General features: G+C 54.6%; 17 protein-coding genes. 9 read left to right on the forward strand and 8 right to left on the reverse strand.

Annotated features, from left to right (window positions below):
• Nucleotides 1-1,491 carry a UxaA family hydrolase gene (locus AAIE03_RS23280; RefSeq protein ID WP_104932955.1) on the forward strand — a complete coding sequence of 497 codons (1,491 nt, stop codon included), beginning with the start codon at nt 1-3 and terminating at the stop codon, nt 1,489-1,491.
• 54 nt (nt 1,492-1,545) lie between these two features.
• Here the strand turns inward: AAIE03_RS23280 and AAIE03_RS23285 are convergent, their stop codons facing one another.
• Nucleotides 1,546-2,517 (reverse strand): TerC family protein, encoded by a 972-nt coding sequence (locus AAIE03_RS23285; RefSeq protein ID WP_013027322.1) that lies wholly within the window; start codon nt 2,515-2,517, stop codon nt 1,546-1,548.
• A 260-nt stretch (nt 2,518-2,777) separates the two neighbouring features.
• On the reverse strand, nt 2,778-3,758 hold the full coding sequence (locus tag AAIE03_RS23290; protein WP_078829077.1) for a Gfo/Idh/MocA family protein: 981 nt from the start codon (nt 3,756-3,758) through the stop codon (nt 2,778-2,780).
• Between the two features lie 135 nt (nt 3,759-3,893).
• On the opposite strand from AAIE03_RS23290, the gene AAIE03_RS23295 reads away from it, so the two are divergent.
• The gene (locus AAIE03_RS23295) at nt 3,894-5,582 is read left to right on the forward strand and encodes a chloride channel protein (protein WP_013027320.1); all 1,689 of its coding nucleotides are present in this window, start codon (nt 3,894-3,896) and stop codon (nt 5,580-5,582) included.
• Here AAIE03_RS23295 and AAIE03_RS23300 read toward each other — a convergent pair.
• Nucleotides 5,579-6,082, reverse strand: coding sequence for a M48 metallopeptidase family protein (locus AAIE03_RS23300; protein ID WP_014604939.1), 504 nt, complete (start codon nt 6,080-6,082; stop codon nt 5,579-5,581). The two genes, AAIE03_RS23295 and AAIE03_RS23300, sit on opposite strands and share 4 nt — an antisense overlap.
• 82 nt (nt 6,083-6,164) lie before the next feature.
• Here AAIE03_RS23300 and rlmG point away from each other — a divergent pair, with 82 nt between their 5' ends.
• The gene (gene rlmG, locus AAIE03_RS23305) at nt 6,165-7,283 is read left to right on the forward strand and encodes a 23S rRNA (guanine(1835)-N(2))-methyltransferase RlmG (RefSeq protein ID WP_014594681.1); all 1,119 of its coding nucleotides are present in this window, start codon (nt 6,165-6,167) and stop codon (nt 7,281-7,283) included.
• Here rlmG and AAIE03_RS23310 read toward each other — a convergent pair whose 3' ends face one another.
• Complete coding sequence (locus AAIE03_RS23310) at nt 7,284-9,305, reverse strand: oxidoreductase (protein ID WP_498563249.1); 2,022 nt, start codon at nt 9,303-9,305, stop codon at nt 7,284-7,286.
• Between the two features lie 162 nt (nt 9,306-9,467).
• Nucleotides 9,468-10,175, reverse strand: coding sequence for a purine nucleoside phosphorylase YfiH/LACC1 family protein (locus AAIE03_RS23315; protein ID WP_104932952.1), 708 nt, complete (start codon nt 10,173-10,175; stop codon nt 9,468-9,470).
• 108 nt (nt 10,176-10,283) lie between these two features.
• On the opposite strand from AAIE03_RS23315, the gene AAIE03_RS23320 reads away from it, so the two are divergent.
• From AAIE03_RS23320 to AAIE03_RS23335, 4 genes are all read left to right on the forward strand, one after another.
• The gene (locus AAIE03_RS23320; RefSeq protein WP_013027315.1) at nt 10,284-11,093 is read left to right on the forward strand and encodes a 5'-nucleotidase, lipoprotein e(P4) family; all 810 of its coding nucleotides are present in this window, start codon (nt 10,284-10,286) and stop codon (nt 11,091-11,093) included.
• Nucleotides 11,094-11,665: 572 nt separating this feature from the next.
• Nucleotides 11,666-12,298 (forward strand): carbonic anhydrase, encoded by a 633-nt coding sequence (locus AAIE03_RS23325; protein WP_014594678.1) that lies wholly within the window; start codon nt 11,666-11,668, stop codon nt 12,296-12,298.
• A complete protein-coding gene (locus AAIE03_RS23330) occupies nt 12,295-13,770 on the forward strand; it encodes a SulP family inorganic anion transporter (protein WP_013027313.1) in 1,476 nt (491 codons plus the stop codon). Before AAIE03_RS23325 ends, AAIE03_RS23330 begins: the two co-directional genes overlap by 4 nt.
• Before the next feature lie 261 nt (nt 13,771-14,031).
• Nucleotides 14,032-15,456 carry a GGDEF domain-containing protein gene (locus tag AAIE03_RS23335; protein WP_072137225.1) on the forward strand — a complete coding sequence of 475 codons (1,425 nt, stop codon included), beginning with the start codon at nt 14,032-14,034 and terminating at the stop codon, nt 15,454-15,456.
• An 18-nt stretch (nt 15,457-15,474) separates the two neighbouring features.
• On the opposite strand, the gene ddlA is transcribed toward AAIE03_RS23335, so the two are convergent.
• Together ddlA and iraP are read right to left on the reverse strand one after the other, a co-directional pair.
• Entirely contained in the window at nt 15,475-16,572 is a 1,098-nt protein-coding gene (gene ddlA / locus AAIE03_RS23340) for a D-alanine--D-alanine ligase (protein WP_014594675.1), read from the reverse strand.
• Nucleotides 16,573-16,670: 98 nt separating this feature from the next.
• Nucleotides 16,671-17,024 (reverse strand): anti-adapter protein IraP, encoded by a 354-nt coding sequence (gene iraP / locus AAIE03_RS23345; protein ID WP_022622436.1) that lies wholly within the window; start codon nt 17,022-17,024, stop codon nt 16,671-16,673.
• 364 nt (nt 17,025-17,388) lie between these two features.
• Here iraP and AAIE03_RS23350 point away from each other — a divergent pair, with 364 nt between their 5' ends.
• Entirely contained in the window at nt 17,389-18,966 is a 1,578-nt protein-coding gene (locus tag AAIE03_RS23350) for a sensor domain-containing diguanylate cyclase (RefSeq protein WP_014604944.1), read from the forward strand.
• A gap of 16 nt (nt 18,967-18,982) precedes the next feature.
• Here the strand turns inward: AAIE03_RS23350 and AAIE03_RS23355 are convergent, their stop codons facing one another.
• On the reverse strand, nt 18,983-20,764 hold the full coding sequence (locus tag AAIE03_RS23355) for a GGDEF and EAL domain-containing protein (RefSeq protein WP_089517784.1): 1,782 nt from the start codon (nt 20,762-20,764) through the stop codon (nt 18,983-18,985).
• Nucleotides 20,765-21,102: 338 nt separating this feature from the next.
• On the opposite strand from AAIE03_RS23355, the gene AAIE03_RS23360 reads away from it, so the two are divergent.
• On the forward strand, nt 21,103-22,566 hold the full coding sequence (locus tag AAIE03_RS23360; protein WP_210484520.1) for a methyl-accepting chemotaxis protein: 1,464 nt from the start codon (nt 21,103-21,105) through the stop codon (nt 22,564-22,566).
• Nucleotides 22,567-22,915: the final 349 nt, after the last annotated feature.

Below are 22,915 nucleotides of genomic sequence, written 5' to 3' on the forward strand. Positions count from 1 at the left end.
ATGCAAGACGCCATAAAAATTCATCCGCAGGACAATGTTGCCGTGGCGTTGCATGATATGGAAGCCAACACCACGATTGAACTCGCCGCCCAGCCCGTCACGCTGCTTCAGGACGTGGGACGGGGGCACAAGTTTGCCTTGCGCGCCATCGGCAAGGACGAGTTGATCATAAAATATGGGTTGCCGATTGCGCATGCGACTCAGGTCGTTGGCGCAGGAGAGCTGATTCATTCCCACAATGCCCGCACCAATCTTAGCGACCTGGATCACTATGAATATCAGCCCGACCAGATTGCGTCAGCCACCCAGCCGGGCGACCGTGAGGTACAACTTTACCGTCGTGCCAATGGTGAGGTCGGCATTCGCAACGAGCTGTGGATCTTACCCACCGTCGGCTGCGTGAATGGCATTGCGCGACAGATTTTACAGCGCTTTCTGAAGGAGACGCAGGATGCCGCCGGTACAGACGGCGCTTTTCTGTTTAGTCACACCTTTGGCTGTTCGCAGCTGGGCCAGGATCATGACAACACCCGCACCATGCTACAAAACATGGTGCGCCATCCCAATGCCGGCGCGGTGTTGGTCATCGGCCTGGGCTGCGAGAATAACCAGGTGGATGTGTTTCGTGAAACCCTGGGCGCGTTTGAAAGCGATCGCGTTGAGTTTATGGTGTGCCAGCAGCACGACGATGAAGTGGAAGCCGGACTGGAACGGCTGCACGCACTCTATGAAAAAATGCGTCACGATCGCCGCTCGTCCGGCAAACTCAGCGAGCTCAAGTTCGGTCTGGAATGTGGCGGTTCCGATGGCTTCTCAGGCATTACGGCGAATCCGCTGCTGGGGCGCTTCTCCGATCAGATGATCGCCAACGGCGGTACCACGGTACTGACGGAAGTGCCGGAGATGTTTGGGGCCGAACGGATTCTGATGGGCCGTTGCCGGGATCGGGCTACCTTCGACAAAACCGTGTCGATGATTAACGACTTCAAACAGTACTTTATCGATCATCATCAGCCCATCTATGAAAACCCGTCACCGGGTAATAAAGCAGGCGGTATTACCACGCTGGAAGAGAAGTCACTCGGCTGTACACAAAAGGCGGGGCAAAGTCAGGTGGTGGACGTGCTCAAGTATGGTGAACGTCTGACAACGCCGGGCCTTAACTTGCTCAGCGCGCCGGGGAACGATGCGGTGGCGACCAGTGCGCTGGCCGGTGCGGGCTGCCATATGGTGCTGTTCAGCACCGGGCGCGGCACGCCGTACGGCGGATTTGTCCCTACGGTCAAGCTGGCCACCAACACGCCGCTGGCCGAAAAGAAACCGCACTGGATTGATTTCAACGCCGGAAGGCTGGTCGAAGGCATGAGCATGGACGCGCTGTTAGCCGACTTTGTTGACACCATCGTGGCGATTGCCAACGGGCAATTAACCAACAATGAAAAGAATGATTTCCGTGAGCTGGCTATTTTTAAAAGCGGCGTGACGCTGTAAACGCAAGGGCGGCATGGCTGCCGCCCTTTTTCACTGTGTTTCCTTACCCTGTCGTTAAGGCTTAGTCAGCTTCTTCTTGTCGTTCTTGTGATTCACCCAGGCGTTGATCATCAGGGTTGAGGCAAGAATCGCGCCCACGACGCCCAGCGATATCGCCACCGGGATATGGTAAATATCGACAATCAGCATCTTGATACCGATAAACACCAACACGACAGCCAGGCCGTATTTCAGCATTGAGAAGCGTTCCGCGACGTTAGACAGCAGGAAGTACATGGCGCGCAGGCCCAGAATCGCAAACAGGTTTGAGGTCAGAACGATAAAGGGATCGGTGGTGACGGCAAAGATGGCCGGGATACTGTCGACGGCAAAGATCACATCACTTAATTCGACCATGATCAGCACCAGCAGCAGCGGTGTCGCAAACAGTACGCCGTTTTTACGGGTAAAGAATTTCTCCCCTTCCAGCGTGTCGGTCATGCGCAGGTGTTTACGCAACCAGCGCACCACCGGTTTGTCGCCCACCGCCGCATCATCCTCTTTCGCCATCGCCATTTTGATACCGGTAAACAGCAGGAAGGCACCGAAGATATACAGGATCCAGCTAAACTGCGTGACCAGCCAGCTACCCGCGAAGATCATGATGGTACGCAGCACGATAGCGCCCAGTACACCGTAGATCAGCACACGACGTTGCAGGTTGGCAGGAACAGAGAAGTAGCTGAACAGCATCAGCCAGACGAAAACGTTATCGACCGCGAGGGATTTTTCCAGCACGTAGCCGGTCAGGAAAGCCAGCGTCTGACTGGTTGCGACTTCGCGTCCGGCGGTGCCGTCCAGATACCACCAAAATGCAGCACTGAACAGGAGCGAGACGGAAACCCAAATCAGCGACCAGACCGCAGCCTGTTTAAAGGACATGGTTTGCGAACCGCGACGACCCTGTAAGAACAGGTCAATCGCCAGCATGATAACTACTACAACCGCAAAACTGCCCCAGAGGAGTGGCGTACCTACAGTTTGCATAATCGTATCCTGTCTGAAAAATAAAAAAACGGCTGAAGTCAGAAGACGTCAGCCGCTTATTCAGTGTAAGCAAACCTCGCCTTCCGGCAAGGTCTCACTTACAACTCAGGAATTGATTCTGGGTTGCCTGATGACCGGATGCGTGCGCAACGTAGTGACGATCAATCAGCTTACAAGTTACTCCCCTTTGCAAGCGGGTAAGTTACGTGGCTGGCGCTCAGGAATCAATCATTGCCAGTCATATTTTGAAATATTTACATTCAGGATGCATCGGCCGGAAAAACGACGCCCGTCTGACGTCGGATCTCGGTGAGTAATCCGGCCACGCAACGGGAAACCACCAGCGCCGGATGGCTGACGTGGCGCTGTTCAACCAGCCGCACAAAGGTCTCTGCTTCATACAACATGCTGTTGATATGCTGCGGCTGGGTTAACGCCTGTTTATCCCCTTCACGCGGGATAAAGGTCACTGACTGGCACTCAGCGATGCGGTTTATCACCAGCGATCCCGCCTCACCCTGAATTTCACTGGCCAGCACGGAGTCACTGACCTTGGAGTGCACAATCGTGACATCAAACTCACCATAATTGAGGATCACCGTGCCGTGCGCATCGACGCCGCTTTCCAGCAGGGTGGCGGAGGCGTTAACCTGCTGCGGCTCGCCCCATAGCGTGACGGCCAGCGCCAGGCAATAGTAACCGATATCCATGATGGAGCCGTTGGACCAGCGGGGATCGAAAGTATTAGGCCGCTCGCCATTCAGGTAACGCGGATAACGAGAGGAATACTGGCAATAGTTCAGCAGCACCTTGCGCAGTGTGCCAGTCTTTGCCAGCCCCTGTTGCAGTTGAATAAAGTTCGGTAAGCTGGCGGTTTTAAAGGCTTCAAACAGCACGACCTGATGCCGGAAGGCGCAGGCGATCATCGCCTCAGCTTCCTGTAGATTCGAGGCCAGCGGCTTTTCGCAAATCACGTGTTTACCCTGCGACATAAACAGCATGGCCTGCTGACAGTGCAGGGCGTTGGGGCTGGCGATATACACGGCATCGATTTCAGGATGGGCGGCCATGGCCTCCAGCGACGTAAAAAGCTGGTCGCAGGGATAATCATGACGGAATGCCTCTGCCTGCTGCAGAGTGCGCGAATAGACGGCACAGAGCGTCATCTTGCCGGTTTCATGTGCCGCTTCAATAAACTGACGCGTAATCCAGTTGGTTCCCACAATGGCAAAGCGAATCACGGTTAGCCTCCTGCACAGATAAAAACGCAGAGTAGCATCTGAAACCGGGCAGGCAACGCCAGACGTTGATCCTGAGATCTCCATTCCAATAATATGTCTCGATAACGCACGTTAAGCACAAGACGGGGAGCGCAGGTGAAAGGAAGTAAACATGCACTAAACTGGACCACATTGCTTATCGCCATCCCGGTTGGCTGTGCGGCGTCGTTAGTTACCTTGTTATTTCGTGAAACGATCGAGTTTATCAATCAGTTGCTGTTTGGCCGCAGCAACGACATTACCGAATCTCTGCATCTCTGGCCCTGGATATTCTGGCCGGTTCTGGTCGGTGTCGGCGGGCTGCTGGCGGGATTCTTCCTGCGCTATGCGGTGGCAATCGAGCAGCAGCAAACCGTAAAAACAGATTATCTGGAAGTCATCAACGCGCGCCTTGATGTCGTGCCCACCAAAACCTCGCTATTCCGGGCACTGTCGTCGATAGCCAGTATTGGCAGCGGCGCGTCAATCGGTAAAGAAGGCCCAATGGTTCAGCTTGCCGCCCTGTGCGGCAGCATCATTGGGCGCGTGTTGCCCGGCGCGTTGCAGTTAAAAAACAGTGACGTCGTCGCCATGGCCGCCGCCGCGGGTCTTTCGTCGGTTTATCATGCGCCGCTGGCGTCGGCTATCTTTGTGGCGGAAATTGCTTTTGGCATGTCGGCTTTACAACGGCTGATTCCGCTGGTGGTGTCGTCCGCTGTGGCGGTTATGACCATGTGGACGTTAGGCTTTCGTAATGCGCTGTATCCGCTGGCCGATGTCAGCTTCACGATGGATAGTTACAGCCTGCTGATTACCATCCTGATCGGTTTACTGTCTGGTCTGGCTGGCTTACTCCTTATTCGGCTGATTGCGCGCGCTAAAACGCTGTTCAGTCGGGTCAAGTCCTTGCCGTTGCGCCTTGGGGCAGGGGGATTTGCCGTGGGCCTGCTGGCGCTGATTTCAACCGATATCCTCGGGAATGGTTACGAGGTGATTGTGAAGGTGATGGCGGGTCATTATCTGCTGTCCGGGTTACTGCTGCTACTGGTGTTAAAAACCCTGGCGACCACTCTTTCCGTGGGGTCCAATGCGGTGGGCGGGCTGTTTACGCCGTCCCTGCTCATTGGCGCGCTGCTGGGCATGGTCATTGCACTCGGCGGCGTGGCGCTGCATCTTCCGCTAGATAACGTTTTGCTGTTCGCCGCCGTAGGCATGGCGGCGGTGCTGGCTGCCGTGAGTCAGGCTCCCCTGATGGCGATGCTGATGGTGCTGGAAATGACGCTCAACAGTAGCTTGCTGTTCCCGGTCATGATCGCTTCCGTGCTGGCGACAATGGTGGTTTATCGCCTGCAAATGGCAAGTACCTATCCGGTCGTGACTCACCACTTCAACCGCTCTGAAGCCAAATATGACTTCGATAATATGCGCATCAGCGAGCTGATTATTCCGGGCGCGGCGCTCCAGCCTGAAGCGTCGGTGGGCGAAGCGCTGGCGGTGAGTTCGCTTAAGCGCGAACGCTATGTTTATGTGATCAACGCGGAAGGTGCATTCCTGGGCGTTGTCTCGATTCATGAGATATCGCGCAGGGTGCTGGCACAGGAGATTAATCTGGACTCGCCGGTGCAGTGCGTGATGGATCAGGATTTCCCGGTCGCCTATCAGAATCAAAGCCTACGGGAAGGGTGGGAAGCCTTTGCGGCCGTGACGCTGGAACGCTTGCCGGTGCTGAATAACCCGCAGGAGCGCCGTTTCCTGGGGGCGCTCACCAAAACCAGCCTGATTCAGCAAGCGCAGCAGTTTCTCTAAGCTGCGTTGCCCCGCATCGCCTGTTCCGTCATCCACAGGCGCGCATCGAATTCGAGCTGGTGGTAGTCCGGCTCCATATGGCAGCACAGCTGATAGAATGCCTTGTCGTGGTTTTTCTCTTTCAGGTGTGCCAGCTCATGCACCACGATCATGCGTAAAAAGGGTTCGGGCGCCTGGCGGAAAAACGTCGAAATACGGATCTCGGCTTTGGCTTTCAGGTTGCCGCCCTGCACGCGGGAGATGGCGGTGTGCAAACCCAGCGCATGCTTCATCACCTTAATCTTGTTGTCCCATACCACCTTATTGATCGGCGGAGCATTTCGCATGTAGCGGTTTTTCAGCGCCAGTGTGAAGTCGTACAGCGCCTTATCACTCACTCTGTCATGCATATCAGGATAGCGCTGTTGAAGCACCGGGCCTAAACGCTGGCGATCGATAAGGGTCTGCACCTGCTCAAGGATGGACTCAGGATAACCCTGAAGATAGATAAGTGAGGACATTAGAGATTCCCGGCGAAAGACAGTATACTGCGCCCCCTTTTTGGGGCGAAAATCAACCAAAGTGTACCACGCCGGAGAATTCATGAGCCAACTTGAACTGAACGATCGCGCACTAACCCTGCATCGTTTCCCGCAGATGCGTGACGAGAGTCCGTTACAAGCCTGGGATGCCGCTGATGAATATCTGTTGCAGCAAAGCCTGCCATCGGGTCCGGCGTTGATTTTTAACGACAGTTTCGGGGCGTTAACCTGCGCGCTGCATTCGCGTCCGGTGTGGCATATTAGTGATTCCTGGCTGAGCCAGCAGGCAACGCGCCAGAACCTGCGCCTGAATGCGCTGGATGACAGCGACGTCCATTTCCTCGACAGCCTCTCTGACTTACCGGCGGCGCCCGCACTGGTGTTGATTAAAGTTCCTAAAACGCTGGCCCTGCTGGAGCAGCAACTGCGTGCGGTGCGTCAGGTGATTACCCCGGAAACCGTAGTGCTGGCGGCGGGGCGTGCGAAAGAGATTCATACCTCCACGCTGCAACTGTTTGAACAGATCATTGGTGAAACCAAAACCTCGCTGGCCGTAAAAAAAGCGCGGGTGATATATAGTCAGTTCACCCAACCCGCGCTGCGTGAAAAAGCGCCAACGCAGGTCTGGCCGCTGGACGGAACGCCTTACCAGATTCACAACCATGCCAACGTGTTTTCCCGATCTTCTCTGGATATCGGTGCGCGCTTGTTCATGCAGCATCTGCCGGAAAATATTGAGGGCGAAATCGTCGATCTGGGCTGTGGCAATGGCGTTATCGGGCTGATGGCGCTGGCGCAGAATCCTGAGGCAGAGGTGCATTTCCTTGATGAGTCTTATATGGCAGTGGCCTCCAGCCGGTTAAACGTTGAGGTCAACCGCCCAGACGATCTGTCGCGCTGCCAGTTCCGGGTCAACAACGTGCTCAGTGGCTATCCATCCGATACCTTGCATGCCGTGCTCTGTAATCCACCCTTCCACCAGCAGCACGCGGTCACCGACCACCTGGCCTGGCAGATGTTCCGCGATGCGAAACGCTGCCTGCAATATGGTGGAGAACTGCGCATCGTTGGCAACCGCCACCTTGATTATCACCACAAGCTGAAAAAGCTGTTCGGTAACTGTACGCTGGTGGCCTCCAACAAAAAATTTGTGGTGCTGCGCGCCGTAAAAATGCGTTAACTAAAGCGTTAACGCCAGTGCGGTGGCTTGGGCGATTGCCCGACGGGCATCCAGCTCTTGCGCCACATCGGCCCCGCCAATTACCTGCACCGGTTTGCCGTTTGCCCGCAATGCCGCTTCCAGTTCGCGTTGCGGCTCCTGACCGGCGCAGATAATCACATTATCAACCGGCAGGACAAGCGGTTCGCCGTCGCGTTTGATATGTAGTCCTTCATCATCAATCGCCAGATACGTAATCCCGCCCCACATTTCAACGCCGCGTGACTGCAGGCTGCTGCGGTGGATCCAGCCGGTGGTTTTCGCCAGCGTTGCGCCGGGCTTGCCCGCCTTACGCTGAAGCAGCCAGATTTGGCGAGGGGATCGCAGCGGCGCGGGGGCGATCAGACCTCCGCGCTGCGTCAGGCTGTGATCGATGCCCCATTCACGATAAAAGTCGTCCACCGTTTCGGTCTGATGCGGTTGAGAAAGGTATTCTGCCGTATCAAACCCGATCCCGCCTGCGCCAATGATCGCCACGCGCGCGCCGACCGGCTGTTTATCCGCCAGCACATCCAGATAGCTCAGCACGCTGGGATGATCGATACCGGGAATCTCTGGCGTGCGGGGTTTAATGCCGGTTGCCAGGATAACCTCATCGACGTCAGCCAGCATAGCGGCGCTGACCCGGCAACCTGTTTTAATGACCACGCCTGCCGCAGGTAAACGATGACGAAAATAGCGCAGGGTTTCGCTGAACTCTTCTTTGCCAGGGATCTGACGGGCGATATTGAACTGCCCGCCGATGTCTGGCGCGGCATCATAAAGTGTTACCTGATGCCCCCGTTCTGCCGCCTGCAACGCAAACGCCATGCCCGCCGGTCCGGCACCGACCACGGCCAGCCGTTTAGCTGCGCGCGTCGGCGTAACGGGCATCAGGGATTCATGGCAGGCGCGGGGGTTAACCAGGCAGGAGGTCACATGACCGGCAAAAATCTGGTCCAGACAGGCCTGATTACAGGCGATACAGGTGTTGATGCTGTTGTCATCCCCCCGCTGCGCCTTGCTGACAAAGGCAGCATCGGCCAGAAAAGGTCGCGCCATCGACACCATGTCTGCACAGCCATCCTGTAATAGCTGTTCGGCCACCTGCGGGTGGTTGATACGGTTAGTCGCCACCACCGGCACCGCGACGTGCTGACGCAAACGGCGCGTGACCCAGGCAAAGGCGGCGCGGGGGACGCAGGTGGCAATGGTTGGAATTCGCGCCTCATGCCAGCCAATGCCGGTATTAAACAGCGTCACACCGCAGCGTTCCAGCTCGCTGGCCAGCTGCAGCGTCTCTTCTAACGTGCTGCCGTGGTGAATTAAATCCAGCATCGACAGCCGGAAGATAATAATAAAGCGCTCGCCAGTGGCCGCGCGTACCGCACGAGTAATTGCCAGAGCAAATTGCATGCGCCCGGTAAAATCACCGCCCCAACGATCCTGGCGCTGGTTGGTGTGCTGCACCAGAAACTGGTTAATCAGATAACCTTCGGAACCCATGATTTCCACACCATCGTAGCCCGCCTTCTGGGCGAGCCGGGCACAGTGGGCGAAATCGGCAATGGTCTGTTCAACCTCGGCATCGCTCAGTTCACGCGGAGTAAAGCGATTGATGGGGGCCTGTATCGCAGAGGGGGCAACCAGATCGCGCTGAAAGCTGTAGCGACCGGTGTGCAATATCTGCAGGGCGATTTTCCCCTCATGCTGATGCACCGCGGCGGTAATTTGTCGGTGCCAGTCGCACTGTGATTCCTCGTTCAGCACCGCGCCGTGTTCGGCGGTCACGCCCTGGGGATTCGGTGACACACCGCCTGTGACGATCAGCGCCACGCCTTCCCGTGCCCGCTCGCCGTAGAATGCCGCCAGCCTGGCCGCGCCATCTTCACGCTCTTCAAGGCCGGTATGCATTGACCCCATCAGAAAACGGTTTCTGAGCTGAGTAAAGCCCAGATCGAGCGGGGTGAATAAAGCAGGATAGTGGGAGGACAGCGCTGTCATAATCACTCACAGATAAAGTGGTCGGATGAGTTAGCTTCAACCATTTCTATGTTAAAAAAAAGTGAAATGGCATCAGGGTGTGAGAAACATCATAAAAGCGTCACTACCCGGCGCGGCAGCCCGCCCCTTAAACACGCCGCAAAAGAGCAGACTCAGTGGAATTCAGCGGCGGCGAATCCAGGAATAGCGCGAACGATAGCCGCTGCCGTGATGGGTATTGAAGCGGTAGCTGGAGCCAGACTCGGTGGCGCAGTAGGTACACAGAGGAATCAGGTCGATTTGTGCTGAAGGTATGCCTGTATTGACCAGCATCTGCTTAGCCAACTGCGGTAAATCGAACCAGATGCCTGCCTGGGTGGCAACGGCCTGGGGGCGCAGTGCGTACGGATTACGAGGCTGCTGCTCGTGATAGCGCAGCGGCAGGGGGATACCTGGCAACCGCTCAATATCTGCCAGGCGTTGCCGATCAAGCTCAAAACAGCAGGGCGCCAGCGCCGGGCCAATCGCCACGGTCAGGCTCTGGGGCGTTGCGCCGCGTTCACAGAGTTGCTCCACGGCGCGGTACAGCACCCCGGCCAGCGTGCCCTGCAGGCCGGCATGCACGGCGGCCACCTGTTTCTCTTGCCGGTCGGCAAACAATACGGGTAAACAGTCGGCCGTGTAAACGGCGACGGGGCGATGACCGGTGGCAATCACGCCATCTGCATCACAGCTTTTAGGGGGGAGATTATGGATATCGGTGACGACCACGGCGCTGTGGCGCTGATGACCATAGGCCGCATCCTCGGGCGGCGGCTCACCTGCGGGCTGAAAAGCGTAATCGACCCAGTCGAGTGCATCAAGTAATGGCGAACGCGGCATGGCGGACATCCTCTTCTCCTGTCAGGTCAGCGTGCAATCTGCTGCCCTCAGCTTACGTTAACTGCTACATTTTTGAAGCGTTACCCACTCAAATCTTTCACACCTTAGGATGAAACGATGAAAAATTCAGTGAATGTCGCGCTGTCAGCCATGGTTGTGCTGGCGCTGGCGGGCTGTGCGCAACCTGCCCGGCAGCAGGCACAGCAGCAACTGGGGCAGCAATCGGTGCTGGCGTTAGACTGGTTCCAGCAGTCCGGCGAATATCAGGCGCTCAGCTGGCAGGCATTTAACAGCGCCCGTCTGGCCTTTGATCAATCGGCTTCGCTGACCGGCAAGCCTAAAGCGGTCATCGTCGATTTAGATGAAACCATGCTCGATAACAGCGCCTACAGTGCCTGGCAGGCAAAAAACGGACAGCCTTTCAGCGATAAGACCTGGTCAGCCTGGACCCAGGCGCGTCAGGCCAGAGCCGTTCCCGGCGCGGTGGAGTTTGCCCGTTATGTCAACAGCCATGGCGGCACCGTATTCTATGTCTCCAACCGCGATCAGAAAGATTACGCTGCGACGGTGGCTAACCTTGAACAGCTTGGTTTTAGCGGCGTGAGCGAAAAAACGGTGAGCCTGAAAACGGACTCATCAAACAAACAGGCACGTTTCGATGCAATCAAAAACGCGGGCTACAACGTGGTGTTGTATATCGGTGACAACCTGAACGATTTTGGTGGGGCAACCTGGCATCAGGGGAATGCACAGCGCCAGGCGTTTGTTGAGCGTAACCATGCACAGTTTGGTACACAGTTCATTGTGTTGCCGAACCCGCTCTACGGCGACTGGGAGAGCGGGATGGCCGAGAATTACAATAAACTGACGCCTGAACAGCAGCTCTCCGTCCGTGAAGCGCGCCTGAGGGCCTGGAACGGTAAATAATGTGTCAATACAGAGAGCCTGCAATGAGCAGGCTCTTTTTACATCGCTGTGGGCATTTACTTACTGTCGTCACTATTCTCATGCAAATTAAATTAACCATCTCTTGCTTTAATATTCCCTTTAACAAAGTTCATTTAACTGCCTAATTCGAATAAAGGCGGTGGATTGTGCTATTCATAAATTCTGCATTTAAGAGTAATCCTGGTCTGATGCGCGACCTCTGTTTTTTTTCATTCTCGCCCGGAAAGCGTTTTGTATTTATTTGTCAGTTTTGCTTTTCCTGATAAATATTTAACTAAATGATTTTAATGATAAATAATTAAAGTAACCAGATGCCTCAGTGGTATGACCTCTTAATTTTATTTACGTAACCATGACGTTTGTTGAATAAGTGCTTACATAAAACGCCCTGTTTTTCTGGGCTGAAATATTCCGTGTGCATTGATAATGATAAGCAGCTATAACCTTTTAATGTGATGAGCTTCAGGTTTCGTAACCCATTCGCAGATATTAAGTGAGCGGGTTCACTCCGTGGTCAGCCAGAACGTCCTGTTCCCGGTCGTAGAGAGAAGATGATTGTGACGACACTTAAACCCTTATTAGCGAAAAATCGCAGTTGGGCACTTCAGCGCCGCCAGCGTAACCCCGCCTATTTTGAAAAATCCTTATATCAGCAAAAACCGCACTCATTATGGATAGGCTGTTCAGACAGTCGGGTACCGGCGGAGGTATTAACGGGATCGCATCCCGGTGAACTGTTTGTTCACCGTAATATCGCCAATATGGTCGTGGCAGAGGACGATAACCTGCTTAGCGTGCTGCAATATGCCGTTTTTTACCTTGGGGTAAAGCGAATCGTGCTGAGCGGTCACTACGGCTGCGGAGGCGTTCAGGCGGCCTTATCCCTGCCCGACAGCCCGCTGGCCACTGAGGATTCGGCACTGGCACGGCGTATTACTTTTCTGCGGCGTGGGTTAGCGAGTCATCTTCACAGCGAAGCCACGCAGGAGACGGAAAGCGAGAAACTGAATCGTCTGGTTGAGGCCAATGTTTTGGTGCAGTTTGCCAATCTGGTGGCGGCCGAACCGGTACGGCAGGCCTGGCAGTCTGGTCAGGAACTGGACGTGTTTGGCTGTGTTTACGACCTGCAATCGGGTCATCTTAAAGAGTTGATTCAGCAATCTGCAGAGGAGTCTTCACCATGAATCTGGATACATTACGCCGCGATGTGCCGGCAGGGCTGGTTGTGTTTCTGGTCGCACTGCCGCTCTGCCTGGGCATCGCACAGGCCAGCGGACTGCCGCCGTTTGCCGGTTTATTGACGGGGGTGATTGGCGGGATACTCGTGACCTCCCTGAGCCCTTCACGTTTTGCGGTCAGCGGACCGGCCGCGGGCCTGGTGACCATCGTCGTGGCCTCTATGGCGACGCTGGGCAGCTTCTCCGCGTTTCTGACCGCCCTGATTATCGCCGGGGTGCTGCAATGTCTGTTTGGCCTGTTACGCGCCGGGCGTTTCATCGCCCTGGTGCCCGGCAGCGTCATCAAGGGCATGCTGGCGGCGATTGGGTTGCTGCTGATTATGCAGCAGATACCGGTCGCGCTGGGCGCGGGCGGCAGCGTGAAGTTAGTGTCGCTGGTCAACGGGGAAATGACATTCTCGCTGTCCGCGCTGCTGGTTTCTTTAGTGGGCTTGTTCATTCTGTTTGTATGGACAACCGGACCCATTAAACGAATCAAGGCACTGGCATGGATACCTGGCCCCTTGTTCGCCGTGCTGTTTGGCTGTGTGGTGACCGTGGCAGGCGCGCGACTGTTCCCTGAACTCACCGGTGCCCTACCGCGCATTTCACTGCCCGCTTTTGACAGCGTTTCCGCGATGATGGCGGAGCTGGAAACCCCGGACTGGATGGCATGGAAAAATCCACAGGTCTGGGTCGTGGCCCTGACGCTGGCGCTGGTGGCGAGTCTGGAAACGTTGTTAAGCCAGGAAGCCCTGAAAAAGCTGCGGCCGCAAACCCCAGCGCCGTCACCCAACAGAGAAATGTTTGCCCAGGGCATAGGTAACCTGACGGCTGGCTTCCTTGGTGCCATGCCCATTACGGCGGTGATCGTCCGGAGTTCGGCTAACGTCAACGCTGGCGCACAAACTAAACTGTCCATTTTGCTGCATGGCGTCATGCTGCTGATTTGCGGAATGTGGTTCAGTGAAATGCTGAATGCTATCCCGCTCGCCAGCCTCGCGGCGGTGCTGCTGTACACCGGCTACAAGCTGGCCGCACCCCGTCTGTTTATTGAGCAGTTCCGCATGGGCGCGCAACAGTACGTACCGTTCCTGGCCACGATTATCGGGATTATTACGCTGGGGATGCTGGTCGGTATCGGTATCGGTATTGCCACCCAGATCCTTTACAGCATCTATAAGAGCCACCGTAACGCATTGCAGCTCACACGTTATGACGACCACTACGTTTTACGTTTCCAGCAAAATCTGACGTTTATGCACAATCCTAAACTGCAGGGGCTGCTTGATAAAATACCCGAAAATAGCGTGGTAATCGTCGATAACGATAATGCAGAATACATCGATCCGGACGTTAAAGCCGTCCTGAAGGATTTTGGTGAGAATGCGGATAAGCGGGGAATCCGTCTGAGTCAATGGCCGGTGGCGGTGAAATAACCGTTCAGACCAAAACAGTCAGACAAAACGTGAAAAATCGGATATCTCGGATATCCGATTTTTTTATTTGTAAGACATAATGAATGGGGATCTCTGCCTGCATGCATATACCCAGTAACGGGCTTCAAATCGCTAACGTTCGTTCATTTAAGGGTGCTTTTCTTTGAATGGCGCAGACAAGATTCAGGGTTAAATAATCATAACGCCATATACCCCGTAAGCGGCGTGATGGTAAGCCTCTTTGTGACAAGGTCCAGACGTATGCGCGTTAAGCTGTTTGAAGAGCACAATGCTAAAAAAAGTGCCCTCTGGCTGTTTATGATTACTCTGATGTTCTGTTTTGTCGGCGGACATCTGCGTATTCCCCATGACTTATCCCTGTTCTGGCCGGTTAACGCCTTTATTGCCGGTATGATGCTGCGCTATCCCTTTCTTCATCGCACCCGTTTTTATCTTGTTTGTTTCAGCGCCATGGTATTTAACGACGCGGTGTTTTCAGGCTGGACCTTACCGGCGTTCACACTGAACGTTGCCAATATTCTGTTTATCCTGATTTGCGTCGTGGTGATGGGGCGGCAGTATCAGCACGACTCCAGCAGCGAGCGTATCGCTAACGCCATGCGCATTTTTCCGGCTTGCCTGCTGGCGGCGTTTGGTTGCGCCACCTGGGGCGGCCTGGCGCAGGTCGGCAGCATAAATGCCGAATTTGCCGACGCGTGGATGAACTGGTTCAGCGAGCAGTTTTCGACCGGACTCATGCTGCTGCCGTTTCTGTTGACCTCAAGCTGGCGCGTGAGGATTTCAGTCCGGCGGCTGCAAATGGGCAAAATTATCCCGTTAATTGCCGTCGTGCTGTCACTGGTCGCCGGGGCGTTAATGGGCGGGGCGGGCAGCCTTACCTTACCGGTGCCAGCCCTGATCTGGTGTGCCATCGTGTTGCCTGTGCCGCTGACCAGCCTGATCACCCTGATAACCGGGATTAGCCAAATTATTTTGGTTTCTCACGGTGTGATGAATATTCAGGGCGATAACAGTCTGCTGCCCATCAGCCATCTGACCTCAGCGCGCCTCGGCGTAGCCACGATCGCTCTGAGTCCGTTAATTGTGGCAGTAAGCATGGATGCGATTCGCCAGCTCAATGAACGTCTGGCGCTACGTGCGGACTACGATTTTCTGACCCAGCTCCTGTCGCGTTCGGGGCTGTATGAACATCTCCGCAATGAAGCCTGTTCTGAGCAACGCCAGGTTGGGGTGATCCTGCTGGATGTGGACTACTTTAAATCGGTCAATGACAATTTTGGCCATGATGCGGGCGACAGGGTACTGGAGGAGATCGCGCGGCGCATTTCGCCGCTGGTGGGCAACCACGGCCATATCTGCCGCTTTGGCGGAGAGGAGTTTGTGATTGTGCAGTTCGACCTCTCGCCGGAAATGATTTATTCACTCGCTGAAGGCATTCGTCAGAGCATCGTTAAAGAGAAATTCTTACTGCATGGCAACGCGGTCACCGTCACCGTCAGCCTGGGGCTGGCATACGGCCAGGCGCAACCCGGTGTGGAGTGGGCCGAAACGGTTAATCGTTTGATCTCTGCCGCGGATAAAAACCTTTATATCTCTAAGCGAAACGGCCGTAATCAGACCTCACCCGGCAATGCGCGCAGTGAGATGACCAGCGACGTTGCCTGAGCAGGCCGCTGGCGGCGATTAATTAACGCTGGTTTTGAGCGACGCGTTCTGTTGATGACGTTCCAGTGCCAGCTCAATCAGGCGGGTAATCAGATCCTGATAGCTCAGACCTGCCGCCTGCCACAGCTTAGGATACATGCTGATGTTGGTGAAGCCGGGTAAGGTATTCACCTCATTCACGATAATCTCACCGTCTTCGGTATAGAACACGTCAACACGGGCCAGACCAAAACAGGACAGCGCGGTGAAGGCGGTGAGCGCCACCTCACGAATCGCCTCATCGACAGCCGCAGGAATGTCCGCCGGAATCACCGTGTGTGCGCCGGTTTCGCTAATGTACTTGGTGTCATAGGAATAAAAGGCATCGCTCACCACGACTTCGCCGCAGGGGCTGGCCTCTGGGTAATCGTTGCCCAGCACGGCGCACTCGATCTCGCGACCTTTAATCCCTTTTTCAATCAGAACCTTATTGTCAAACCTAAACGCCAGCTCCAGCGCCGCACGAAACGCTGCAGCGGTGGTGACCTTACTGACGCCAACGGACGATCCCTGATTCGCTGGCTTGATAAAAAGCGGGAGTCCAAAGCGTGCGATAACGGCTTCGATGTCCAGATTGTTCATCTGCGCCTGCGTCACGCTCAGCCAGGGGGCAACCTTTAAACCGGCATCCCGCAGCAGGCGTTTTGTGACGTCTTTATCCATGCTGACGGCAGAGCCCAGCACGTCCGAGCCAACGAAGGGGAGCGAAGCCATGCGCAGCAAACCCTGCAGGGAACCGTCTTCGCCTTGCGTGCCGTGAACCACGGGAAAAATCACGTCGAGCTGCGACAGCGGATGGGCGTCCATTCGGTCAATGATCTGGTTTTGGGGTTCGCCGGGGATGAGTGCGACCTGTTTTGCCGTGCGGTTCAAGGCAATCAGCGACGGATTTTCCGCATTCAGCAGAAAGTTTGAGGCATCATTAAGATGCCACTGGCCTTGCTTATCAATCCCCAGCAGCACAACCTCAAACCGGGTTTTATCAATCGCATCAACAATATTCTTAGCCGACTGCAATGACACTTCATGCTCAGAGGATTTGCCACCGAACACGATGCCAACTCGCTGTTTTTTCATCGAACCTTATCCACGTACAGGCAAATAAATACCCTACCACAGGCGTGACGATAAAAGACAGACAGACGCGCTTAACGCATCGCCCTCAGAGGCGATGGCTAGCAGTCGGTAATTTTTTCATTACCGGAGACGGAGGGAAGCGATTTTTGAGGAACGCTTTTCAGAAACTCTTTTGACTCCTCATCCACCAGCCGGGTCAGCGTTAACTGCTCCTGAAATTTGGTCAGCAGAAGCTCCGCATCGGATTTAATCAGGCCGTCAGAGGACTCCAGAACCGTATTGATGGCCTGACTGATCGCTGAAATCAGCTCTTCGACACCGCCGCTTTTGCCCACGGTCAGCGTCAACGCGCTGAGCAACAGCGACTGCGCTTCTGTCTGAGCAACCAGTTCTTTCGTTTCAGCATCCATTTTTGAAATTTTGGCCAGCATGCTAAGAACAGCGCTTTTCATCATGGTCTTCCTCAGAGTCTGTGTAGGTGTTGAACATTATTAGCGCAGAGAAAAGCACAGGCAACCGTGCCGTGATCGGATGATTCCGCTTATCACGAAAGGCTTTGCGCCGCCGCCAGAGGCGTTATCCGGCTGGAATGCCTGGCAAGGGTAAACCCAAAAACGCCCGGGTAACCGCTGGCCCAGATTACACCTTCACGGCGCCTAAATGCTGCACAACGCAAAAAAAAGAGTATCAGGCTGCTTTTACAGCAATGCGTAACGTCATTCAGTATGAAAGACAAGTAAACAGGCGTTTATTCTCGCGTTTGTCTGGCGCTGCGGCGGTTAAAATTTGACTAACTCATCCTCAGCGCAACTCAATATGTATCGCAGAAAAATACATCTACGAACGCTCCTTACCGCGTTATCCATTGGAAGCGTCATACTGACTTCAGGTCTGCTGTTGGGCGCGCTGTTTATTTTTCAAAAGAGCAATATTGAAGAGTCGTTGTTAGACAGTAACATCGCCTACGCGCGCAAGCTGGCGGATACGACCGATCATTACCTGACCATTGCTCAGCGCGAACTGGCCTGGAGTGCTAATCAGATCACCGATCTCAACGATCTGAACAGGCTGCATCGCGAAACCACGCGTTTACTGCAGCAGTCCGGCTTTTTTAATTCGGTCGCTGTTGTTGACCGTCATGCCGTTATCGCTTCCGTTTCGCCTGAAAGCCTCAGCCTCGTGGGCGTGAAAGTAGACACTCCGCAGACAGAGCAGGCTATTACGTTCCGTAAGCCCTTTATTTCCTCGCCTTTCAACTCCCCTTCAGGCAATTACGTCGTGCTGCTGTCACAGCCCCTGTTTGCAGCGGATGGACGTTATCTTGGTTTTATCTGTGGAACCATCTACCTGAAGAAACAGAGCATGTTGAGTGACGTGCTGAGCCAGCATTATTACGGGGATGGCACCTCGGTGAGTATTGTCAGCGATGACGGCTCCGTTATTTTCAGTCACGATCCAGCCCAGGTTGGCAAACGCATGGCGCTAAGCCCACAGTTGCAAAAGCGGCTGGCCTCAACCACGAGTGGTCAGTTAATGATTCAGGAGGAGGGCAAAAAATACCTCATCGGCTATGCCAGCCTGCAAAAAACCGACTGGAATATTTTTATGTCAGGCACCTCAGAAACCGTGGGTAGCCTGATGGCGCACACGGCCAGGAGCGCGTTCTGGTTTATCCTCGGTGTTATCGTGCTCACCGCAACCTGTATGGCCTTTCTGGCGACGCGCATCTCTTATCCGCTGGAAAAACTGGCCGGAATGGTGCGCGATGGTGGTAGCGATGCCAGCCCGGAGCTGCTCTCATCGGTTAACACCTGGTATAACGAAGCGGACAGGTTGAGAGAGGCGGTTCAGCAGCATCGTCGGGCGGTCGCCGGGCACGTTGCCGACCTGAATGATAAAGCCATGACCGATCCGCTGACCGGACTGAATAACCGGCGCGGCTTTTATATTCAGGCGGCGCAGCACAGCGAAGAGCCTGTGCAAAGCGCCATCGCTATTGATATCGATCACTTCAAAAAGATCAACGATCGCTACGGGCATGATGCGGGAGACGAGGTTCTGGTAAGCCTGGCAGGGTTGTTGCGTAAGCGATGCCGCACGCTGGATGTGATAAGCCGTTTTGGGGGGGAGGAGTTTATTTTGCTGCTTCCCGGTACGGCACTGAACGACGCGGCCGCGATGGCGGAACGCATCCGTGAAGCCGTCAGCAAAACGTCATTTCCGTTTATCAGTGCGATGACTGTCTCTCTCGGCGTCGCGACGCTAAGTGAAACGGAGGACAAAGACGCCCTGTTAAGACGGGCAGACGAAGCGTTGTATGCGGCCAAAGGGGATGGCCGTAATCGGGTGATGATAAGCCACGAGGGCGCGATCTCTCGCTATCCGGCCGGATAAGCCTGCGCGCCGTGTATCAGCACATCTCACGCAGTTTCCAGTGCAGCCAGTGATCCAGTTCACTGTCTGCCAGCGGCCGGGAGTAGAAAAAGCCCTGCGCCTGGTCACAACCATATTCTGTTAATGCCTCGACGGTATCGACGCATTCTACGCCTTCAGCCAGCACGACATAATCCAGCTCTTTCAGCATGGCGATGATGTTGCGGGCGATGATGCGTGACGCCGTATCTGACGACAGCTCACTGATCAACGACCTGTCCAGTTTAATCACGTCCAGCGGCATACGGCGAAGATAGCTGATATTGCTGTAGCCGGTGCCAAAATCATCAAGAGAAATACCGAAGCCGCGCAGTTTAAGCATTTCAAGTCCGCGCATGGCGGAAGGGCTTTCCACAATGCGCTCTGTTTCCAGGCACTCAATTCCCAACAGCGACGTGGGAAGTTTCGCCTTTAACATTCTCTCTTCCAGCACGTCCGCAAAGCCATCAATCGAGAAATCACGCTCACTAACGTTAATCGTGATCGGCAACTGGATACAGCTATTGCGCAGACGTTTCAGGCGTGTAATCACGTTGTCTATGACCCAGGTGGTCAGGCTCGTGAGTATCTCTGTCTGCTCGGCCAGCGGAATAAATGAGGCAGGGGAGAGTTCACCGTGTACGGGATGGCGCCAGCGAATCAGCGCCTCCAGCCCAATAGGCTTGCCGCTTTGTAAGCAAATTTTGGGTTGGTAAACCAAATACAGGCCGCTATTTTCCCGCAACGCCCTTGCCAGATCGTTTACCAGGGTGAAGTCCTGGGTACGTTTGTTGTCGGTGGCCTCGCTAAAGCGTAAAGAGGGCAATCCCCGATCGATGGCTTCATGCAAGGCACTGACTGCCTGACGCAGCGTTTCGTGAGGGGGGAAAATGCCGGAGACAAAATCGACTTCACCGGTGTGTGTACTCAGCCCCACCGAGAGGCCTTCACCCAGGTCCGCACTGATGCCCGCCATCTGGCAGGCCACCCAGTTAGCACTGATGCGGCTGTCCGCCCGGGTCAGCACGGCAAAACGTCCAGTTGCCACGGTGTAAAGAATATCGCTGGGTGCAGGACGCAGGCGTAAAGGCAGCAGTGTCGCAACATCTTTAAGCAGGCTTTCGACCGGGGCCATGCCCATTGAACGGGCCAGTTCATAGGCACGGGGCATATCTATACAGTCAATCAGGACCAGGCGACGTAGCGTGGTGTCACCGGCAGCAGCCAGATAATGCATGTCGCGGATCAGGCGCTGACGATTTGGCAGATTCGTCACCGGATCGATAAATCCTGCAGAATGCCACGCTTCCAGAAATGACATCACCAGTGATGACAGCAGTGTCAGCGTCGTGATTTGTGCCGGGGTGAAAGGATGCGGCTGAATATCGGTCACACACAGCGTGCCCAGATTAATGCCATCGCGGTTTTTAAGCGGTACGCCCGCATAAAAACGAATAAAGGGGGCACCAATGATCAGCGGATGTGCCGCGAACCGGCTGTCCAGAAACGTGTCTGGCACCACCACCGCAGCATCGCTGTCTACCGCGAAGCGGCAAAGGGAGTCCTCGCGGGAGGAGCGCTCCAGCTTGAAGTTGTGTGAGGCACGAATGTACTGGAATTCGTCATCAATGACCGAAATAAAGCTTCCGGGAATATTCAGCGCCTGACTGGCAAGCCTGACGAATTTTCTCAGCACATCATCCCGACTTTCATCGGGGTAGCGAAGGGCCTCAAGGGCACGCGTGCGGCGTTCATGATCGCCGTCGAGATTCATAAGCATGTGTGTCCTCCGCTCCGGATTGCTCACGGCGCGAAATTAAAAAGAAAAAATGTCGAATAAAAACACCGGAATGAGGCCGGACTCGGCGAAAGGAAAATAAAAAATAGTTTTTTTCTCGGTAAATAATAGGCGCGTTCTGGTTTTATGTCTCTTTTTATTTTCTTTAATGAATTTATTAGTTATCAACGATGCATACATTTAATCATATTTCGGTCTTTATTTTTTCAATAACGCTGCCACAATACTCAGACAAGAGTAGCGCGCTATTGTTTTGCTCGCAACTATTAGCCGTGAATATTTTATTTGAGCTTTTTTTGCCGCCACACCGGGGAAATACCATGAATATCCTAAAAAATTTTACAATCAGACGCGTTGTCCTCTGGATCCTTATCGCTGCCGTCATAATTATCGCACTAGCCGGCGCATATGGATCGTTCATCATCAATGAAATCGGCCATCAGGCCAGCCGCAGTAACAGCCTGACTCAGCAGCTGGTTTTTCTTAATCGCGCCAGCTTGCAGGTGCAGGCTAACGCAACGGCTACGCATGCAGACATCGCCGCCCAGGCACCGGCAGAGGCTGACTGGCAGCGGTATCGTACCGCACTCACCAGCGCGCCTCAGGATTATCCCGCAGCGGCTCAGGAACGGCTCTCGGCACTTGAACAGCAGCTTTCCGCTAATCAGGCACCGCTGCGCAATGAGCATCAGAAGCTGGTCGATCTCTTTCTGGTGACGCTGGCCGCCGTCACCGCGCTGCTGCTCTTTTGCGACCGTTATCTGGTGGTGCACCTGGTGCGACCGGTCGCGAAACTGCGCGCTCACTTCCGCGTGATTGCCGAAGGTGATCTGACCCGTGAACCCGAAGATCTTGGCAGGAATTGTGTCGGGCAAATGGTTCCTTTATTAAAAGAAATGCAACAAAGTTTGTTAAATACCGTTCTGGCTATTCGCGATAACGCCTCTGTTTTGAACTTTGAAGCGGGGGATATTGCGAAAGGGAATGCTGACCTGTCGAACCGAACGGCCACCCAGGCAGCGGCGCTGGAGGAGACGGCTGCCAGCATGGAGCAACTGACGGCCACCGTTCGGCACAATGCTGAAAACAGTCGTGAAGCGCGTGAGCTGGCAGGTATAACAGCCCAGACAACGCAGAAAGGCGAGCAGCTGGTTAAAACAGTAGTGACCGCGATGACGGGACTTGCCGTGGGGGCTGAAAAAATCCGCCAGTTTACTGCCACCATTAATGGCATCGCGTTCCAGACCAACATTTTGGCCCTCAACGCCGCGGTTGAGGCCGCACGTGCCGGGGAACAGGGGCGTGGCTTTGCGGTTGTTGCCAGCGAAGTTCGGTCGCTGGCCCAGCGCAGTGCTGAAGCGGCGAAAGAGATAGAAGGACTGATTGCGGACACGGTCGCGCGCATTGGTGAAGGGCGCGGAGCAGCCGACAGCGCCGGCAGCACGATGGAAGAGGTCCTGCAGAGCGTGAGCAGCGTTAACGAGCTGATTAGCCAGATAGCGCTGGCATCCGAAGAGCAAAGCAAGGGCCTTTCTCAGGTGACGATCGCCGTTGCCGAGATTGACCGTGTGACGCAGCAAAACAGCACGCTGGTTCATAAGATATCGGCTTCAGCAGAGAGCATGAATAATCAGACGGAAACGCTGACCAGCGTGATCACGCGGTTTACGCTACCCGCGACGTCCCCCGCTCAGTTTTCCCCAGTCACGCCAGCACCGGCGAAGCGTCACATCGTCTCTGCACCGACCAAAGATGATGATGCGTGGGTCGCGTTTGGCCGTTAATTCGTGCCTGTCTCATAAGATATTAAGGGACTGGGAACAACCTGATACCTTATAAACGCGCTAACCTGCCGCGATGCCTTTTAAAACCCCGTATTGGATGCGGGGGTTTTTGTTTGCATTAAATAGAGCATTCCGTGATAAATATTTACTTACATAATAACAACACAGAATAAAAACCAAAATTTTGAGCCAGTTAAATATAAAGGCGTTTCGCTTAATCAAAATAAGCCGGGCTGAACTGACCCTCCTTTTAGAGATAAATAATCCCTACAGACGAGCTGCCCCCTGTTTGACATTTCAACAGATAAGATTAAAAATCCTTATGAAATGTGTGCTGCAACGGTTGCAG

It is taken from the genome of Pantoea sp. Ae19-2 (assembly GCF_059801205.1).

Coding starts and splice junctions, on each gene's coding strand:
- AAIE03_RS23280 (WP_104932955.1), top strand. CDS start 1: ATGCAAGACGCCATAAAAATTCATCCGCAGGACAATGTTGCCGTGGCG.
- AAIE03_RS23285 (WP_013027322.1), bottom strand. CDS start 2,517: ATGCAAACTGTAGGTACGCCACTCCTCTGGGGCAGTTTTGCGGTTGTA.
- AAIE03_RS23300 (WP_014604939.1), bottom strand. CDS start 6,082: ATGTCCTCACTTATCTATCTTCAGGGTTATCCTGAGTCCATCCTTGAG.
- rlmG (WP_014594681.1), top strand. CDS start 6,165: ATGAGCCAACTTGAACTGAACGATCGCGCACTAACCCTGCATCGTTTC.
- AAIE03_RS23310 (WP_498563249.1), bottom strand. CDS start 9,305: ATGACAGCGCTGTCCTCCCACTATCCTGCTTTATTCACCCCGCTCGAT.
- AAIE03_RS23315 (WP_104932952.1), bottom strand. CDS start 10,175: ATGTCCGCCATGCCGCGTTCGCCATTACTTGATGCACTCGACTGGGTC.
- AAIE03_RS23320 (WP_013027315.1), top strand. CDS start 10,284: ATGAAAAATTCAGTGAATGTCGCGCTGTCAGCCATGGTTGTGCTGGCG.
- AAIE03_RS23325 (WP_014594678.1), top strand. CDS start 11,666: ATGATTGTGACGACACTTAAACCCTTATTAGCGAAAAATCGCAGTTGG.
- AAIE03_RS23330 (WP_013027313.1), top strand. CDS start 12,295: ATGAATCTGGATACATTACGCCGCGATGTGCCGGCAGGGCTGGTTGTG.
- AAIE03_RS23335 (WP_072137225.1), top strand. CDS start 14,032: ATGCGCGTTAAGCTGTTTGAAGAGCACAATGCTAAAAAAAGTGCCCTC.
- ddlA (WP_014594675.1), bottom strand. CDS start 16,572: ATGAAAAAACAGCGAGTTGGCATCGTGTTCGGTGGCAAATCCTCTGAG.
- iraP (WP_022622436.1), bottom strand. CDS start 17,024: ATGAAAAGCGCTGTTCTTAGCATGCTGGCCAAAATTTCAAAAATGGAT.
- AAIE03_RS23350 (WP_014604944.1), top strand. CDS start 17,389: ATGTATCGCAGAAAAATACATCTACGAACGCTCCTTACCGCGTTATCC.
- AAIE03_RS23355 (WP_089517784.1), bottom strand. CDS start 20,764: ATGCTTATGAATCTCGACGGCGATCATGAACGCCGCACGCGTGCCCTT.
- AAIE03_RS23360 (WP_210484520.1), top strand. CDS start 21,103: ATGAATATCCTAAAAAATTTTACAATCAGACGCGTTGTCCTCTGGATC.